Consider the following 17067-nt stretch of genomic DNA (forward strand, 5'->3'; position numbering starts at 1 on the left):
ACGAGGTCCTATTCTGCCGTCTTCCTGCGGGAACGGCGACGCGGACCCCGGGACTGGCCGGCCAGCGCGTCGTCGTCGGCGTGGAGCGCGTCGGTGACGCTGTCCCTCCCGTTGACGGACGCGGCGACAGCCGTCCCCTCGCCGGCCGAGAGCTTCTCGGCCACGGCCTTCTCGATGGCCATCTTGCCCTGCGTGCCGCGCGGCTCGGGCTTGGCCTCCACCGGCTCTGACGAGACGATGAGTCCACGCCCGTGGCAGCACTCGCACGGCGTCGAGAACGCCTCCAGCAGGCCCTGTCCGACCCGCTTGCGGGTCATCTGGACCAGGCCGAGCGACGTCACCTCGGCCACCTGGTGCTTGGTCCGGTCCCGGGCCAGGCACTCCAGCAGCCGCCGGAGCACCAGGTCGCGGTTGCTCTCCAGCACCATGTCGATGAAGTCGATGACGATGATGCCGCCGACGTCCCGCAACCTGAGCTGGCGGACGATCTCCTCGGCCGCCTCCAGGTTGTTGCGGGTGACGGTCTCCTCCAGGTTGCCGCCCTGGCCGGTGAACTTCCCGGTGTTGACGTCGACGACGGTCATCGCCTCGGTCCGGTCGATCACCAGGGAGCCGCCGGAGGGCAGCCACACCTTGCGCTCCATCGCCTTGGCGATCTGCTCGTCCACGCGGTAGCTGGCGAAGACGTCGCCCGACTCCTCCCACTTGGTGAGGCGGTCGGCCAGGTGCGGGGCGACATAGCGGACGTACTCGTCCACGGTCCCCCACACGTCGTCGCCCTCGACGACCAGCGAGGCGAAGTCCTCGTTGAACACGTCCCGGACCACGCGGATGGTCATGTCGGGCTCGGCGGAGAGCAGTTCCGGCGGGCTGGCCGACTTGGCCTTGCGCTGGATGTTCTCCCACTGCGCCGACAGCCGGGCCACGTCGCGGCTGAGCTCCTCCTCGGAGGCGCCCTCCGCCGCGGTGCGGACGATCACTCCGGCGTTCTCCGGCATGACCTTGCGCAGGATCTGCTTGAGCCGCGTCCGCTCCTTGTCGGGCAGCTTGCGGGAGATGCCGGTCATCGAGCCGTCCGGCACGTAGACCAGGTAGCGGCCGGGCAGGCTGATCTGCGAGGTGAGCCGTGCGCCCTTGTGCCCGATCGGGTCCTTGGTGACCTGCACCAGCACCGACTGCCCGGACTTCAGCGCCGCCTCGATCCGCTTGGGCTGGCCCTCCAGCCCGGCGGTGTCGAAGTTGACCTCGCCGGCGTACAGCACCGCGTTGCGGCCCTTGCCGATGTCGACGAACGCCGCCTCCATCGAGGGCAGCACGTTCTGCACCTTGCCGAGGTAGACGTTGCCGACGTAGGACTGGCTCGCCTCCCGGTCGACGTAGTGCTCGACGAGGATGCCGTCCTCCAGGACCGCGATCTGCGTCCGTCCGCCGTGCCGGCGCACCACCATGACGCGCTCGACCGACTCGCGGCGGGCCAGGAACTCCGACTCCGTGATGATCGGCGGGCGGCGGCGGCCCAGCTCGCGCCCCTCGCGGCGGCGCTGCTTCTTGGCCTCCAGCCGGGTCGAGCCGCGTACGCCCTGGACCTCGTCCACGGACGTGGCCCGGGTCGCGCGGGGCGCCCGGATGCGCACCACCGTGTTCGGCGGGTCGTCGGGCGTGAGCTCGGCCTCCTCCGCACCCCGCCTGCGACGGCGGCGACGGCGGCGTGAGCCGGCCTGCTCGGACTCGCCGTCCTCGGCCTCGTGATGCTCCTCGGCCTCGGGCTCCTCCGCTGCCTCGGCGGACGCGCTCTCGCTCTCGTCGCCTTCCTCGCCGTCGCGGGTCTTGACGCCGCGGCCGCGTCCGCCCCGGCGGCGCCGCCGGCGGCGGCCGCCCGCCTCGCCGTCGTCCTCGCCGTGCTCGGCGCCCTCGTCGGTCTCCGCGTCCTCGGCCTGCTCCTCCGCCTGCTCGGCGGGTACGACCGGCTGCGTGCGGACCACCGGGGTGGCGAACGGGTCCGGGGCCTGGAACAGCGGCTGGAACACGGCGGCCGGAGCCGGGAAGGTCAGCGACGGGGGCTCGATGACCCGGTGGGCGTGCAGCCCGAACGGGTCGGCCACCACGCCGCGGCCCTGCGCCTGGACGGCGTCCTCTTCGGCGCTCTCCGCCTCCGCGGTCTCCTCGTCGGACGTCTCGGTCTCGGCGGTCTCGACCGCCTCGGCGTCCTCGATGTCCGCCGCGCCCTCGGCCTCCTCGGCCGGGACCTCGTCGAGCGGCTCCTCGTCCGGCAGCGCCAGGGTCATGGCGGCGGCCACCTCGGACTCCGCCGCGGTCATCGCGCTGGATCGTTCCGGCGCCGCCTCCTTGCGCGTACGGCGTCGCCGGGTGGGGGCCGGGGCCTCTTCGCCGCCCGCCTCGGCCGGCTTCTCGCCGGCGGGCTCCGCGGTCGTGTCGGCGGCCTGGGCGGTCGCGTCGGCGGCCGGCTCCGCGGCGGCCTTGCGAGTGCGGGTGCGCCGCGCGGGCTTGGCGGGCGCGGCCTCCTCCTCCGCCTCGTCCGCGGCGGTCTTGGCGGCGGTCTTACGGCGGGTCGTCCGCTTGGGCTTCGGCTCCTCGGCGGCCGGAGCGGCCTCCGGTTCCGCCGTCGCGGCCTGCGGCGGGGCCGTCTCGGCCTCGGCGGTCACCGGGCGCTCGGGCTCGGCCGCCGCGGCGGCCACGGTGATCACTGCCGGGGTGTCGTCGGGCTCGGGCGGCGGCCCCGCGGGCCGGCTCGCCGAACGACGGCGCGCGGCGGCGCCACGGGCTCCGCTCCGCGTCCCCCCTGTCGTCCTGTCAGTCGTCGTATCGGTGCCAAGGCTCACAGCCCCGGCATTGGGCTCGTTGTCGAGCATGCGGGCGCTCTCCCGTCAGCTCCCGGGCACGTCTCCGCGCCGCGCGGGAGCTCTCGTCTCTCGCGGTCCGCCGGGCTCCCTCTCGGTGCCTCGGCGGCAAGTCTTATCGGTCTCCGCCCACCCGATCGAAATCGAACGGGTCGGCGGGCTCACCGGTCGCCGCGTCGAGCGGCCCCTGCGCCAGCCTGGTCACCTCGGGGGGTGACAGCGGCGCGAGGCCCGCCACAAGACGCAGTCCCGTGAGTACGTCATCGGGTCGAACCGCAGGTGTCGCGTGCCGAACGACCATGCGAAGTATGACACACGGTCGATCGGGCTCCTGACCTGCTGCTCTCCCCTGCCCTTCCTGAACGGCCAGCGTCAGCACCGCCTCGCGGGCGTCGAACCGCCGCAGACCCTTCTTGGTCAGGCGCTCGACCTCCACGCGGTCGGCGGTGACGAACGCCTCGACCGCCTTCGCCGCCACCTCGGGTTCCACCCCGGGCAGCCGCAGTTCCCACGTCGAGCCCTCCAGCCGGTCGGCCAGGCCGCTATCGCGCGCCTCGACCACGTCGAGCACGTCCAGGCCGGGCGGCAGCGAGGCGTCCAGGTCGGCGCGCAGGCGGTGCGGGTCGCACGGCCTGGTCACGCCGATCTCGAGGTACTCGGCCTCGCTCGCCACCCCGGTCGGGGCCGCGCCGGCATAAGAGATCTTCGGATGGGGGCTGAACCCCGCGCTGTACGCCACCGGGATATCGGCTCGCCGCACCGCTCTTTCGACGGCACGCGAGATGTCGCGATGGCTCGTGAAGCGCAGCCGTCCGCGCTTGGCGTAACGCACACGAAGGCGCTGCACCGTGGGCGCGGGCGGGGGCCCATCAGGAACGGGTTTCAGTGTTAAGTCGTCCTTCCGGTGTCGGTCCGTCGTCTTTCAGGATAAGCCTCGCTCGCAAGTCCCCTGTCAGACGACGGTGAGGGGCAGCAGCTTCTTGCCGGTCGGGCCGATCTGGATCTCGGTCCCCATGGTCGGGCAGACGCCGCAGTCGTAGCACGGTGTCCAGCGGCAGTCCTCGACCTCGACGTCGCCCTTGGCGTCCTGCCAGTCCTGCCAGAGCCACTCCCGGTCGAGCCCCGCGTCCAGGTGGTCCCACGGGAGCACCTCGTGCTCCTCGCGCTCGCGGACGGTGTACCAGTCGACGTCCACCGGCTCGTCGGCCAGCGCCTTGTCGGCCGCGTTCATCCACCGCTCGTAGGAGAAGTGCTCACTCCAGCCGTCGAACCGGCCGCCGTCCTCCCAGACGGCGCGGATGACGCGGGCGACGCGCCGGTCACCGCGCGACAGCAGCCCCTCCACGATCGACGGCTTGCCGTCGTGGTAGCGGTAGCCGATGGCGCGGCCGTACTCCTTGTCGCCGCGCAGCGCGTCGCGCAGCTCGCGGAGGCGGCGGTCGACCGTCTCGTGGTCGCACTGGGCGGCCCACTGGAACGGCGTGTGCGGCTTGGGCACGAACCCGCCGATCGAGACCGTGCAGCGCACGTCCCTGGAACCGGTCGCCTCGCGGCCCGCGTGGATGACCTTCTTGGCCAGGTCGGCGATGCCGAGGACGTCCACGTCCTCCTCCGTCGGGAGGCCGCACATGAAGTACAGCTTCACCTGCCGCCATCCCTGGCTGTACGCCGTGGTGACGGTGCGGATGAGGTCCTCCTCGGTGACCATCTTGTTGATCACCTTGCGCATGCGCTCGGAGCCGCCCTCAGGGGCGAAGGTGAGACCGGATCGCCGGCCGTTGCGGGAGAACTCGTTCGCCAGGTCGATGTTGAACGCGTCCACGCGGGTGGACGGCAGCGACAACGACGTGTTGGTGCCCTCGTACCGGTCGGCCAGGCCCTTGGCCATGTCGCCGATCTCGGAGTGATCGGCGCTGGACAGCGACAGCAGCCCGACCTCGTTGAAGCCGGACTCCCGGATGCCGTTCTCCACCATGTCGCCGACCGTGGTGATCGAGCGCTCCCGCACCGGACGGGTGATCATCCCGGCCTGGCAGAAGCGGCAGCCGCGGGTGCAGCCGCGGAAGATCTCCACGCTGAACCGCTCGTGAACGGTCTCGGCCAGCGGTACGAGCGGTTTCTTCGGGTACGGCCACTCGTCGAGGTCCATGACCGTGTGCTTGAAGATCCGGGACGGCACGCCGGCCCGGTTCGGCACGACGCGCATGATGCGCCCGTCCGGGTGGTACTCGACGTCATAGAACTTCGGGACGTAGACGCCTCCGGTGGAGGCGAGGCGCATGAGCAGCTCGTCGCGGCCGCCCGGCGACCCCTCGTCCTTCCACTCGCGGATGACCTCGGAGATCGCGATCGCGATCTGCTCTCCGTCACCGAGGACGGCGGCGTCGATGAAGTCGGCGATGGGCTCGGGGTTGAACGCGGCGTGGCCGCCGGCCAGCACGATCGGGTCCTCGTCCGTCCGCTCGACCGCGTCCAGCGGGATGCCCGCCAGATCCAGCGCGGTCAGCAGGTTGGTGTATCCGAGCTCGGTGGAGAAGGACACCCCGAGGACATCGAACGCGCGAACCGGACGGTGGGCGTCGACGGTGAACTGGGGCACGCCTTCGGACCGCATGAGTGCCTCGAGGTCGGGCCACACCGCGTACGTGCGCTCGGCCATCGTGTCGGGCAGCTCGTTGAGGATCTCGTAGAGGATCTGCACACCCTGGTTGGGCAGGCCGATCTCGTAGGCGTCCGGGTACATGAGAGCCCATCGGACGCTCGCCTCGTCCCAGTCCTTGACCGTCGAGTTGAGCTCACCCCCGACGTACTGGATCGGCTTCTGCACCTTGGGCAGCAGCGGCTCCAGGCGAGGAAACAGTGACTCGACAGACATGGCATCAAGCGTATCCGCTTCGAAAGGGGTTCCAGGTCCGTCGTCCACAGCCGGGGCGGCTACCCGGCGCCCCTGCCGTACGACCGGTCGCGGAGGTGGATCGCCTGGAGCAGCCCGATGCCGATCATGTTGGCGAACGTCGCGGTGCCGCCGTAGGAGACGAACGGCAGCGGCAGGCCGGTGATCGGCATGATCCCGATCGTCATCCCGACGTTGATGAAGGTCTGGAACGCCAGCCAGCACACGATGCCGCCCGCGACCAGCGTGCCGAACCGGTCGTCGCACTGCCGGGCGATGCGCAGGCTGCGCAGCAGCACCACCCCGAGGAGCAGCACCACGGCCACCGCCCCGACGAAGCCGAACTCCTCGCCCACCACCGTGAAGATGAAGTCGGTGTGCTGCTCCGGCACGAACCGCCCGGTGGTCTGGCCGCCGTGGAACAGGCCCTTGCCGAAGAGCTCCCCCGACCCGACCGCGACCAGCGCCTGCGTGCTGTTGTACCCCGCCCCCCGCGGGTCGCTCGCCGGGTTGATGAACGCGGTGAACCGGGCCACCTGGTACGGCTTCAGCAGCCCCATCGACCACACCGCCATCGCCCCGCCGACGCCGAGCGCCAGCACGACCGCGATCCACCGCTTGCGCACGCCCGCCAGGACGAGGACGCCCCCGGTGATCACGGCGAGGACCATCGTGGTGCCGAGGTCGGGCTGGAGCATCACCAGGATCGTGGCGACCCCGGCGACCGCGAGGCAGAGCGCGATGCCGATGGCTCTCGGGCGGTCGGTCCGCGCGGCCGTCTCTGTGAGCAGCATCGCCAGCATCAGCACCAGCGCCGGTTTCGCCAGCTCCGACGGCTGCACGGCGAACCCGCCGCCCAGCAGGATCCACGAGTGCGACCCGTTGATCGTCGAACCGAGCGGTGTGATCACGAGCAGCAGGCCGACGAGCGCCACGCCGTACGCGATGGGCGCGGCGGGCTTCAGCCACCGGTAGTCGGCCATGGCGACCGCCATGAGCAGCGCCGCCCCGATGAAGAGGTTGAGAACGTGCTTCTTGACCATCGCGGTCGGCTCGACCGACGTCCAGCTCCGGGTGGACGACCAGACCAGGAGCGTCCCGATGATGGACAGGGCCGCGACGGCGAGCAGCAGCAGGCCGTCCATCCGCCTGATCGCGGATCCCTGTCCCACGGCGCGGCTCGCGAACGACCGCCGGCGCACGGCCGCCTGCTGGATCATTGCGCGACCGTCCCGTCCCGCTTGATGACCGGCAGGCGCTCCACGGGGCGCCCGGACGGCAGGGCCGGCTCAAGCCGCTTGCCCTTCTCGTTCTTGCCCAGGCCGTAGATGCCCTCCCAGATCTTCCTCGCCGCCGGCGCGGCGGACTCGGCGCCGAACCCACCCTGGGACACCATCACCACGGTCACCAGCCGAGGGTTCTCCGCCGGCGCGAACGAGGCGAACCAGGAGGTGTCCCGCTTGCCGTACACCTCGGCGGTGCCGGTCTTCCCGCCGATGCGCACCTCCTTCATCGGGAAGCCGTTGAACGCCCCGGCCGCGGTGCCGTCGGAGGTGACCTCGCTGAGCGCCCGGCGGATGTAGTCCCTGGTCTCCTTGTCGATCGGCAGCTTCCCGACGACCGGGGGCTTGATCTCCTTGACCAGCGTGCCGTCGGGGCGGAAGAGCGCCCAGCCCACCCGGGGGCTGCGGAGCTTGCCGTCGCCGACGAGCGCGGCGTACGCCCGGGCGAGCTGGAGCGGCGTGACGAGCACGTCACCCTGCCCGATGGAGAAGTTCGCCGCCTCGTACGCGTGGAGGATGTAGCCCTCCGCGCAGTTCTCGTGCGCGAGCCGCTTGGAGAACGCCGCCCGTCCCGCGTCCTTGATCTCGGGATAGCCGGTCTTCGCCCGCTTGCACATCTCGTCCTTGGTGGCGTTCCACAGGTTGCGCTTCCAGGCGCGGTCCGGGATGAGCCCGGGGGACTCGCCCGGCAGGTCGACGCCGGTCCGCTTCCCGAACCCGTACGCGCGGGCCATGTTCGCCATCGGCTCCTTGACCTTGGACTTCGGCGTGTTGCCGCCGTCGCGCTGCCACTCCTCGAAACCAGCGCGGTAGAAGACCGTGTCGCAGGACTTGACCAGCGCGGTGTGCAGCGAGATGGCTCCCAGGCTCATGCCTCCGGCGTTCGGGAAGGCGCGCCCGTTCACGTTGTACGAGCTGGGGCACTGGTAGGTCCCCCGCAGCGGCGAGCCGTCCGCGACCATCGCCGAGACCGAGGAGATCTTGAACGTCGACCCCGGCGCGAACTCGCCCTTGATCGCCCGCGACATCAGCGGCTTGCCCGACTTGCTCGACAGGAGGCGCTGGTAGTCGTGCTCGGCGATGCCTCCGGTCCACACCGACGGGTTGTACGTCGGCATGCTGGCCATGGCGACGACCCGGCCGGTCTTGACGTCGAGCACCACGGCGGCGGCGCCGTCGGACTGCGGATTGTTCTTCATCGCCTCGGCCACCGCCTTCTCGACGATGGACTGGACCCGCGCGTCGATGCTGGTGACCAGCGTGTCGCCGGTGACCGGCGACCGCTGCTGCTCGACGGCGATCTGCTTGCCCATCCGGTCCACCTGGACCCGGCGCAGGCCCGACGTGCCCCGCAGCGCCGCGTCGTACGTGGCCTCCAGGCCGTCCCGGCCCACCAGGTCGACGCCGGAGAAGCTGGCCTTGAGTCCCTCGCGCTTCTCCAGCTCGTGCTGGGTGACCGGCTGCAGGTAGCCGAGCATCTGGGCCGCCTCCGACCCGCCGGGGTAGTAGCGGGCCGGCTGAATTTCCGCCGTCACGCCGGGGAAGTCCTCCTGCCGCTCCAGGATCTGCAGCGCCTCCCGGTTCGTCGCCTGGGCGTCCACCGGGATCGGCTGGTACGGCGAGCCGGGCCAGCACGGCCGCGTCACGCCGGGGCCGCAGGCACGGATCTGCTGCTTGAGCTTGTCCGGCGGCATGCCGAGCACCCTTCCCAGCCTCTTCAGGACGGCGGCTCCCCCGTCGGGCAGCCGCTCCAGCGTCGTACGGTCCACCGAGACCACCAGGCTGGTGCGGTTGCGGACCAGCGGCCGGCCGCTCGCGTCCAGGATCTCCCCGCGCAGCGCCGGCACCACGACGTCCCTGGTGCGGAACTCGGTCGCCGTCGCCACGAACTCCCGCCCGCGCACCACCTGGACCTGCCAGAGCCGCACGACGAGGACCACGAGCAACGAAACGACGAGGATCTGAAGGACGATCAATCGCGTGCGCATCCGGGTCATGGAGCCACCTCGCTCATATCCGCCTCCAGCTCGGCACCAGTACGGGCTGCCGCCGCCGCTCGCGGTGGAGCCGGCGCACCGCCCACAACACGACCGGGGCTGCGATCAGGTTGCACAGCGCCACCCACGGCCACACCGTCCGCATGTAGGTCCAGCCGACCCCGTCGTCCGCGATCAGGGCCCCCACCCCGACCGTGAAGGCCGGGGCGAGGACGGCGCACACCACCGTGGCGATCAGGGGAACGTGCTCGCCGAGCTTCCCGGCCACGAAGCCGGTGAGGCACATGACCAGGGCGTACTGCCCGAGCACCTCTCCCGCGGGCGGCAGGATGTCGGCGGCGAGGCCCGCGCAGAAGCCGATGACGGCGCCGTCGAGCGGGCCTCTGATCGCGGCCAGCGCGATCACGACCAGCAGGACCAGGTCGGGCACCACCATGACGGGCAACCGGTTCAGCACCGTCACCTGCACGACCAGGGCGACGAAGACGAGGAACGCGGCGAGCAGGTTACGCGCCATGCCGATCAGTCCCTCTCCCCGGCCCGCCGTGTCGTGTCCGCCTGGGGCGGAGCGACGCCCGCATCCTCCTGAGCCGCGCCCTCCTGCGCCGCTTCCTCCCGAGCGTCACGGCCCGGCTCCTGCGCTCCACCGGACGCGTCCCGCTGCCGCTTCGCCTGGTCCTTGGCCTTGGCCTTGTCCTTGCGGTCCTTGGCCTGGTCCTTCTTCCCGTGCGCGGCCTTCGCCGGCGCATCCGGCAGGACCGAGTCGCGCGGGTCGCGGTCGGGCGCCCGCACCACCACGCCCACGACGTCGAGCGCGGTGAAGTCCGCGTACGGCCGGGCGTAGGCGGTCCGGGTCAGCTCACCGGGCGTCGCCACGACCCGCTCGATCTCGCCGATCGGCACCCCCGGCACGTACGGCGCGCCGTTCTGGGAGCCGAAGGAGACGATCCGCCGCCCCTTCTTCAAGGGCACCGTGGAGTCGAGCAGGCGCAGCCGGATCAGGTCGTGGCCCTTGCCGTCCTCGGTGACGCCGCTGACGACGCCGAGCTCGTTGCCGCCCTCCAGGCGGGCGCCGGCGGACGAGCCGGGGTCGGTGAGCAGGATGACGGTCGACGTCCCGGGCCCGGTCCTGATGACGCGGCCCACCAGGCCGTCGCCGTTCAGGACGGTCATGTCCCGGCGCACGCCGTCACGCGAGCCGACGTCGATCTCGACGTTGTCCTCCAGCCCGGGCGTGTGCCGGCGCGCGATCACCTGCGCCGCGATGACCCGGTAGCGGCCGAGGCCGGACAGGCCGAGCATCCGGTCGAGTTCCTTGGACCTGTCCTTGTCCAGCTCGGCGGCGGCCAGCCTGCCCCTGAGCCGGGCGTTCTCCTTCTTCAGGCCGTCGATGCGCTCCTGAGCGCCGGGGGCGCCGGTCAGCATCGAGAAGAATCTCGACACCGGCGCCGTCACCTTCGTGGTCGCCTGCTCGGCCGTGCCGAACACGGAGGACGCGATCTGCCGCAACGGCCCGGCGACGGACGAGTCGCCGCCGCGGTGGCCGACGGTGATCAGCACCAGAGCCGCGGCGAGGAGGATGCCGAGGATCAGACGGGTGCGGCGGGAATTTCTCATCACGCCCCCTTAGTGGCGGGGTTCCGGCACCAACACCTGCTGGAGCGCCTCGAAGTCCTCCACGCACTTGCCCGATCCCAGTGCCACCGAGTCGAGGGCGTTGTCCACGAGGTGGACCGGCATCCCGGTCTCGTCCCGCAGCCGCTCCTCCATGCCCTTGAGCAGGGCGCCGCCGCCGGTGAGCGCGATCCCCCGGTCCATCAGGTCGCCCGACAGCTCCGGTGGGCACCGGTCCAGGGTGGTCTTCACCGCGTCGACGATCGCGTTGACCTGCTCCGCGGTCGCCCGGCGGATCTCCTCCGCCGAGATCACGACGGTCTTGGGGAGCCCGGTGACGAGGTCCCGGCCGCGGATCTCCGCGTGGATCTCCTCATGGTCGTTGTACGCCGAGCCGATGGCGATCTTCACTTCCTCGGCGGTTCGCTCGCCGAGCATCAGGGAGTATTCCTTCTTGGCGAAGCTCACGACCGCCTGGTCGAGCTCGTCTCCGCCGACCCTGATCGACTGGCAGGTGACGATGCCGCCCATCGAGATGATCGCGACCTCGGTGGTGCCTCCGCCGATGTCCACGACCATGTTGCCGGTCGGCTCGTGGACCGGGAGGCCGGCGCCGATCGCCGCCGCCATGGGCTCCTCGACGATGTAGACCCGGCGGGCTCCCGCCTGGTATCCCGCTTCCTTGACGGCCCGCTGCTCCACACCGGTGATCCCGCTGGGGACCGCGACGATGATGCGCGGCTTCGCGAATCGCTGGCGCTTGTGAACACGCTGGATGAAGTACCTCAGCATGCGTTCCGTGATGTCGAAGTCGGCGATCACTCCGTCCCGCAGGGGACGTACGGCGGTGATGTTTCCGGGTGTTCGCCCGATCATCCGCTTCGCCTCGATCCCCACCGCGACGATCTTCCCAGTGGAGTTGTTGAGTGCTACGACGGACGGCTCGTTCAGAACGATGCCGCGCCCTCGGACGTAGATGAGAGTGTTCGCCGTGCCGAGGTCAACCGCCATGTCACGGCCCAGGAATGCCAGCTTGCTCCCCATGCTGAAGAAGGCCTTTCAGGTGGTTTGCGGGATAACGCATCGCACTCGAATCGTAACTTGTAGTACCCATCGCCCGGCACATCGAGACCGTCAGCGAGCGGGAAAATCTTCCGGCTCAGGGGCCCCAGAAGCGTCACTACCTGGGAAAACACGAGAGGCCCCGGTTTGAGCCGGGGCCTCTCCTGTGGTCGAGCGCTCAGAAGCGGTCGGGGAAGAAGATCTTGATCTCGCGGGCGGCGGACTCGGGCGAGTCGGAGCCGTGGACGACGTTCTCGCCGATCTCCAGAGCGTGGTCGCCGCGGATCGTGCCGGGGGCCGACTTCACCGGGTCGGTCAGACCGGCCAGCGCGCGGAACGCCTCGACGGCCCGCGGGCCCTCCACCACGAGCGCGACCAGCGGAGCGGACGTGATGAACTCCACCAGCTCGCCGAAGAACGGACGCTCGGCGTGCTCGGCGTAGTGCGTCTTGGCGGTCTCGGCGTCCAGCGTGCGCAGGTCCATCGCCACGACCTTGAGGCCCTTGCGCTCGATGCGGCCGATGACGTCACCGATGAGGCCACGACGGACACCGTCCGGCTTGATCAGGACAAGCGTGCGCTCCGACACGAGAATCTCCTCTGTTGCGATCTTCAGCCGTTCTCGGCGACGGCTGCGAAAAGTCGGCTCTCCGCAGCAAGGCGTGCCCATGGCCGCGCTCGCTCGGGTGCTCCGTGCATCCCGCAGCTTACCGGTCTGAGGAGGTTTCCCCGCTCTCCATGCCCTTCTCCTCCGGCGAGGGGGTGGGCGACGGAACCAGCACCGCGGCATCGGGCGACGGTCCCGGTTCCCTCCGCCCCAGCCAGGACGCGATCACGATGATGCCCACGACGGCGAACCCGCCCACCAGGGCCCACGTCCACAGCGCGTCGACGAACGCCTGCGCGATCGGCTCCGGCTTCGTCGGGTCGCCCGACCGGGCCACCTCACGCAGGCGGATGAGCTGGATGCCCGTTCCCATCAGGAAGCCCGCGAGCACGGCGGGGAAGCACAGGGACAGGCCGAACAGCGCCGTGCCGATCCGCACCGGCCGCAGCGCGGCGACCAGCGCGACCGCGGAGCCCCCGGCGAGCATCGCGAACGGCACCACGAGCAGCGGGCCGTCCGGGGTCGGCGCGAGCAGCCTGATCGCGCAGAGACCGGCCACCACCGCGACCAGCCCGGCTCCGACGTATCTCCCGGCCCGTTCCTCGGCCACGGCTCCCACACCCCAGGCGACGACCAGCGCCACGGCCGCGGCCAGAGTGAAGGGCAGCCACAGCCCGGAGAGCCCCGGCCCCCCGCGCACGCCGCCCATCTCCACGTACGTCGCCTGGGCCGCGGTCGGCAGGACGACCAGCCCGACGGCGACGCCGGTGAAGGCCAGCGCCCGCCCGCCGGGCCCCTCGAACGCGGCGACCGCGCCCAGCCCCAGCATCGCCACCACCGCGACCGCCGCGGCGGCGATGACCAGGACCGGCGGCCAGTCGAACGTCGTCCCGACCCCCAGTACGGCGATGCCGGCCGACGGGACGGCGGCCAGTGTCAGCCGGCTGCGCTCCGACGCCGAGGGCCGCCCCGCGTCGGCGTCCCCGCCGTCGGCGCCGTCCCTGGTGACGATCCAGAGCACCAGGTACACGGCGGCCAGCGCCAGCGCGACACCGGTGAGGAGCGGATAGGGCTGGAGCGTGACCTGCCAGGCGGTCGCCCTGGCCAGCGGCCACAGGGCGAGGGCCTGCGCCCCGGCCAGACTCGCGGCCAGCATCCCCGCCCAGAGCGGGAGCAGGAACCTGCGCCGCGGACGCTCCCACACGGCGACGAGGGTCGCGGGCAGCAGCATGCCCGCGCCGACGCCGTGCAGGACGCGCAGCGCGCCGACCGCGACGGCCGAGCCCGCGTAACCGCCCGCCGCGTCCGCCGCGGCGAGCAGCGTGAGCCCCGCGACCAGGATCGGCGCGGCGCGGAACCGCCGTACGGCGATCGCCGCGAGCGGTACGGCCAGCAGCATGACCGGCAGCGCCAGGCCGTGCGCCCGCGTCATGGCGATCTGCGAGGCGTCCGGCGGCAGCAGCGCGGCCACGACGGAGATGGTGTTCGGGATTGCCACGATCGCCAAGGGCAGCGCGACCGCGACGAGGAGCCCGACCACGACGTCGAGCAGCAGGGGAACGCGTACGGCACGAGCGGGCACGGCGGCCCGGGCCTGAGGAATCGGGGGGACGGCCATGCTGGCCGACTTTAGCGCTTCGTCGCCCCTTCGACACGGCGAGCGACGAATATCGCGGTTATCCACAGCGCCGTGAAGAGCACGCCCAGGACGAACATCGTCGGCACGAGGAACCCGGTGGCGATCGCCAGCACCTGTACGACGCTGCCCGCGATGTAGCCCGCGGGCCGTTTCAGCATGCCCGCGGCCAGTACGCACAGCACGGCCAGCCCGATGCCCACCGTCACGGCCACGGCGGTCTCGATGTGCGCCACCGCGATCGCGACCGGGGTGAACAACGCGACGACGATCGCCTCCATGCCGAGCACGCTGGCGCCGAGCCGGCGCATTCCCGGTGTCACCTCGAACCTGCCGTCGCCGCGTCCGCCGCTCATCGTTCCGCCTTGAGTCATCGCTCCACCCTGCGCCATCGCTCCGCCCCGGGTCATCGGTCCGCCTTGAGGAGGACGCGGGCGTCGCCCGCGGTGACGACGGACCCCGTGATCAGCACGCCGGAGCCGAACTCGTCACCCTGGTCCGCCAGACCGACCGCGACGTCGATGGCGTCGTCCAGGCGGGCGACCTCGTGGACCCGATCCACGCCGAACACGCTCTCCGCCCTCGCCGCGAGATCCGCGGGCGCCAAGGACCGGGGCGAGGAGTTCCTCGTCACGACGATCTCCTCGACGATGGGTTCGAGGAACTCCAGGATCGTGTCGACGTCCTTGTCCGCCATGACGGCGACGACGGCGACGAGCCGGGTGAAGCCGAACGACTCCGAGATCGCGTCGACGGTGGCCTCCATGCCGCCCGGGTTGTGCGCGGCGTCGAGGACCACCGTCGGCCCGCGCCGGACCACCTCGAGCCGGCCCGGGCTGGTCACCTGGGCGAACGCCTGCCGCACCAGTTCGTCACCGAGAGGCTCCTCCCCCGCGGTCAGGGCCTCCACCGCGGCCAGCGCGTTCGCCGCGTTGCTCGCCTGGTGCGCGCCGTACAGAGGCAGGAAGACCTCCTCGTAAACGCCCTTCAGGCCCTTCAGTTGGAGGAGCTGTCCGCCCATGCCCAGCTCGCGGTGCAGTACGCCGAACTCCAGACCTTCCCGCGCGACCGTCGCGCCCATCTCCGCCGCTCGACGCATCAGCACTTCGGCGGCCGGGAGCGGCTGCTGCGAGAGTACGGTCGTCGACTTGGCCTTGATGATGCCGGCCTTCTCACCCGCGATCGTCTCGACGTCCGGCCCGAGATAGTCGGTGTGGTCAAGCGAGATCGGTGTGATCACCGACACGACACCGTCGGCGACGTTGGTCGCGTCCCAGGTGCCGCCCATCCCGGTCTCGATCACGGCCACGTCCACGGGCGTGTCCGCGAACGCGGCGAAGCCCATGGCTGTCAGGGTCTCGAAGAAGCTGAGCTTCCCGACCTTGGCGTCGATGATCTCCAGGTACGGCGCGATGTCCTCGTACACCTCGGTGAACCGCTCCTCGGAGAGGGGGACACCGTCGACGCTGATGCGCTCGCGCATGGAGTTCAGGTGCGGGCTGGTGAACCTGCCGACCCGAAGATTGCGCTCTCTCAGCAGCGACTCGATCATCCGCGCGGTGCTCGTCTTGCCGTTCGTCCCGGCGACATGAATGATCGGGTACGCCTTGTGAGGGTCACCGAGCAGCTCCACCAAGGCGGTGATCCTGTCGAGCGTGGGAGTGAAATCCCACTCGACTCCCCTGCGCATGATGGCCTGTTCGACCTCTCGATACTCCACGCATCAACCTTACTGTCAGCCCGGATCGCCGCCGCCGCGAGGACATCGGCAGGTGGAGCCCCTCACCGGGGCGACCTCGCCCGCTCGGCATGGCGAATGACGAACCGGCGATGCGGCATTTCATGGGGCCGATCTCAGACGTCGGCCGCCACGAGCTCCACCTCGAACCCGTCCGCGTTCTCCAGATACGCGGCATAGTGCTGGTCGCCACCGGCGTAGGGGTGACGGTCGGGGAAAAGCAACGTCCAGCCGCGAGCGCCCGCCTGATCGACCAACACGTCGAGCAGAGCACGGCTTTCCACGTGGAAGGCGAGATGATTCAGCCCAGGTCGGCAGCGGTCATGACGTTCGTCGCTGAGAGCGGGAGACTGCTCCAGGACGATGTAGACCGATCCCAGCCGCCAGCTACGGCCCTCGGCCCACTCCTGGAAGGCGGAGTAGCCGAGGGCCTCCATGAGCCACTCCCAACTGACCAGCGAGCGTCGCAGGTCGGGCACCCACAGCTCGACGTGGTGCAGCATCCCGGTCGTCGGTCTCATCAGCGATCCCTTCACTATTCTCACCGCGGCCCCTGAAGATCTGGCAGGCCCCCGGCCGCAGTCCGCCGCGTAGGAACCCCGGCCGACTCCCACCGGCCGGGCCACGCCGGCAACTCAACCCGGCGCGGCCCAGCCTGACCGCCATGTTCAACGTACGGCCGGGATCGCCCGGCACGCGTGGCGGCGGCCCCAAACACAAGGCCTCGGCGCGAGCCGGCAACCGCGCCCACCGCCCCAGCGCATCAGCGCATCAGCAGCTCTATCGGCTCGCACCGGCCGGCCACACCGGCGGCGCGACCGTCGACGTACGGAGGGCGTGCAGCGCAGGCAGGCGTTGCCGGCTGACTGCCCCCACACCCCCCGCCCCCGGAGCCCGCACAAAGCCAGCGCGCCGGCCAAGCCACCCCACACCGCGGCACAGCGCCGTCCCGGACCTCCCCGGCGGACAACAAAAAAAGGGGGCCCGAAGACCCCCACAAACACAACAACAAACACCCAGAAAACGAAGAAGGGGGCCACCCAAAGGTGACCCCCAACTCCAACAATTGTCCGGCGGCGTCCTACTCTCCCACACCGTCCCCAGTGCAGTACCATCGGCGCTGGAAGGCTTAACTTCCGGGTTCGGAATGTAACCGGGTGTTTCCCAACCGCTATAACCGCCGTAACCCTATGAAACACACAACCAGCCACCCACACACCAAACACACATCCATCCATCCATGTGTGCGTGCGGGCAGGACTGTTTGCAGTCTCTGAATCGCACAGTCGACGCGAGCAAAACCTTATGGTCAAGTCCTCGGCCTATTAGTACCGGTCAGCTCCACACGTTACCGCGCTTCCACCTCCGGCCTATCAACC

General features: G+C 70.7%; 13 protein-coding genes and 2 rRNA genes. All 15 read right to left on the minus strand.

Annotated elements, in window-relative coordinates:
- Positions 1–8: 8 nt before the first annotated feature.
- Entirely contained in the window at positions 9–2705 is a 2697-nt protein-coding gene (locus tag AWQ70_RS35490) for an Rne/Rng family ribonuclease (RefSeq protein WP_444543152.1), read from the minus strand.
- A 268-nt stretch (positions 2706–2973) separates the two neighbouring features.
- Positions 2974–3705, minus strand: coding sequence for a TIGR03936 family radical SAM-associated protein (locus AWQ70_RS35495; RefSeq protein WP_067186312.1), 732 nt, complete (start codon positions 3703–3705; stop codon positions 2974–2976).
- A 105-nt stretch (positions 3706–3810) separates the two neighbouring features.
- Positions 3811–5733: a TIGR03960 family B12-binding radical SAM protein gene (locus tag AWQ70_RS35500; protein WP_067186314.1), complete on the minus strand. Its 1923-nt coding sequence runs from the start codon at positions 5731–5733 to the stop codon at positions 3811–3813.
- A 59-nt stretch (positions 5734–5792) separates the two neighbouring features.
- Entirely contained in the window at positions 5793–6971 is a 1179-nt protein-coding gene (gene rodA, locus AWQ70_RS35505) for a rod shape-determining protein RodA (RefSeq protein WP_067186316.1), read from the minus strand.
- Positions 6968–9031, minus strand: coding sequence for a penicillin-binding protein 2 (gene mrdA, locus AWQ70_RS35510; protein WP_067186318.1), 2064 nt, complete (start codon positions 9029–9031; stop codon positions 6968–6970). The genes rodA and mrdA overlap by 4 nt, the downstream gene beginning before the upstream one ends.
- Before the next feature lie 13 nt (positions 9032–9044).
- Positions 9045–9548, minus strand: coding sequence for a rod shape-determining protein MreD (mreD, locus tag AWQ70_RS35515; protein ID WP_067186323.1), 504 nt, complete (start codon positions 9546–9548; stop codon positions 9045–9047).
- Between the two features lie 5 nt (positions 9549–9553).
- Positions 9554–10648 carry a rod shape-determining protein MreC gene (gene mreC, locus AWQ70_RS35520; RefSeq protein ID WP_067186325.1) on the minus strand — a complete coding sequence of 365 codons (1095 nt, stop codon included), beginning with the start codon at positions 10646–10648 and terminating at the stop codon, positions 9554–9556.
- Between the two features lie 9 nt (positions 10649–10657).
- Entirely contained in the window at positions 10658–11689 is a 1032-nt protein-coding gene (locus AWQ70_RS35525) for a rod shape-determining protein (protein ID WP_067186327.1), read from the minus strand.
- Positions 11690–11885: 196 nt separating this feature from the next.
- Positions 11886–12296, minus strand: coding sequence for a nucleoside-diphosphate kinase (gene ndk / locus AWQ70_RS35530; RefSeq protein ID WP_067186329.1), 411 nt, complete (start codon positions 12294–12296; stop codon positions 11886–11888).
- 118 nt (positions 12297–12414) lie between these two features.
- Entirely contained in the window at positions 12415–13932 is a 1518-nt protein-coding gene (locus tag AWQ70_RS35535) for a hypothetical protein (protein WP_067186331.1), read from the minus strand.
- An 11-nt stretch (positions 13933–13943) separates the two neighbouring features.
- Positions 13944–14306, minus strand: a complete 363-nt coding sequence (locus AWQ70_RS35540) for a DUF4233 domain-containing protein (protein WP_067186333.1) — start codon at positions 14304–14306, stop codon at positions 13944–13946.
- A gap of 50 nt (positions 14307–14356) precedes the next feature.
- Positions 14357–15640, minus strand: coding sequence for a bifunctional folylpolyglutamate synthase/dihydrofolate synthase (locus tag AWQ70_RS35545; protein ID WP_067186340.1), 1284 nt, complete (start codon positions 15638–15640; stop codon positions 14357–14359).
- A gap of 164 nt (positions 15641–15804) precedes the next feature.
- Positions 15805–16209, minus strand: a complete 405-nt coding sequence (locus tag AWQ70_RS35550) for a VOC family protein (protein WP_067186335.1) — start codon at positions 16207–16209, stop codon at positions 15805–15807.
- A gap of 547 nt (positions 16210–16756) precedes the next feature.
- Positions 16757–16873 (minus strand): 5S ribosomal RNA (rrf, locus tag AWQ70_RS35555).
- A gap of 120 nt (positions 16874–16993) precedes the next feature.
- Positions 16994–17067: ribosomal RNA gene (locus AWQ70_RS35560) — 23S ribosomal RNA — on the minus strand; the annotation flags it as partial.

The sequence above is a fragment of the Microtetraspora niveoalba genome, assembly GCF_001570405.1.
In the GTDB taxonomy this organism is placed as follows: domain Bacteria; phylum Actinomycetota; class Actinomycetes; order Streptosporangiales; family Streptosporangiaceae; genus Microtetraspora; species Microtetraspora niveoalba.

Excerpts from the sequence above, each read along its gene's own strand:
- AWQ70_RS35500 (WP_067186314.1), bottom strand. The coding sequence starts at position 5,733 with ATGTCTGTCGAGTCACTGTTTCCTCGCCTGGAGCCGCTGCTGCCCAAG.
- rodA (WP_067186316.1), bottom strand. The coding sequence starts at position 6,971 with ATGATCCAGCAGGCGGCCGTGCGCCGGCGGTCGTTCGCGAGCCGCGCC.
- mrdA (WP_067186318.1), bottom strand. The coding sequence starts at position 9,031 with ATGACCCGGATGCGCACGCGATTGATCGTCCTTCAGATCCTCGTCGTT.
- mreD (WP_067186323.1), bottom strand. The coding sequence starts at position 9,548 with ATGGCGCGTAACCTGCTCGCCGCGTTCCTCGTCTTCGTCGCCCTGGTC.
- mreC (WP_067186325.1), bottom strand. The coding sequence starts at position 10,648 with ATGAGAAATTCCCGCCGCACCCGTCTGATCCTCGGCATCCTCCTCGCC.
- AWQ70_RS35525 (WP_067186327.1), bottom strand. The coding sequence starts at position 11,689 with ATGGGGAGCAAGCTGGCATTCCTGGGCCGTGACATGGCGGTTGACCTC.
- AWQ70_RS35535 (WP_067186331.1), bottom strand. The coding sequence starts at position 13,932 with ATGGCCGTCCCCCCGATTCCTCAGGCCCGGGCCGCCGTGCCCGCTCGT.
- AWQ70_RS35540 (WP_067186333.1), bottom strand. The coding sequence starts at position 14,306 with ATGAGCGGCGGACGCGGCGACGGCAGGTTCGAGGTGACACCGGGAATG.
- AWQ70_RS35545 (WP_067186340.1), bottom strand. The coding sequence starts at position 15,640 with ATGCGCAGGGGAGTCGAGTGGGATTTCACTCCCACGCTCGACAGGATC.
- AWQ70_RS35550 (WP_067186335.1), bottom strand. The coding sequence starts at position 16,209 with ATGAGACCGACGACCGGGATGCTGCACCACGTCGAGCTGTGGGTGCCC.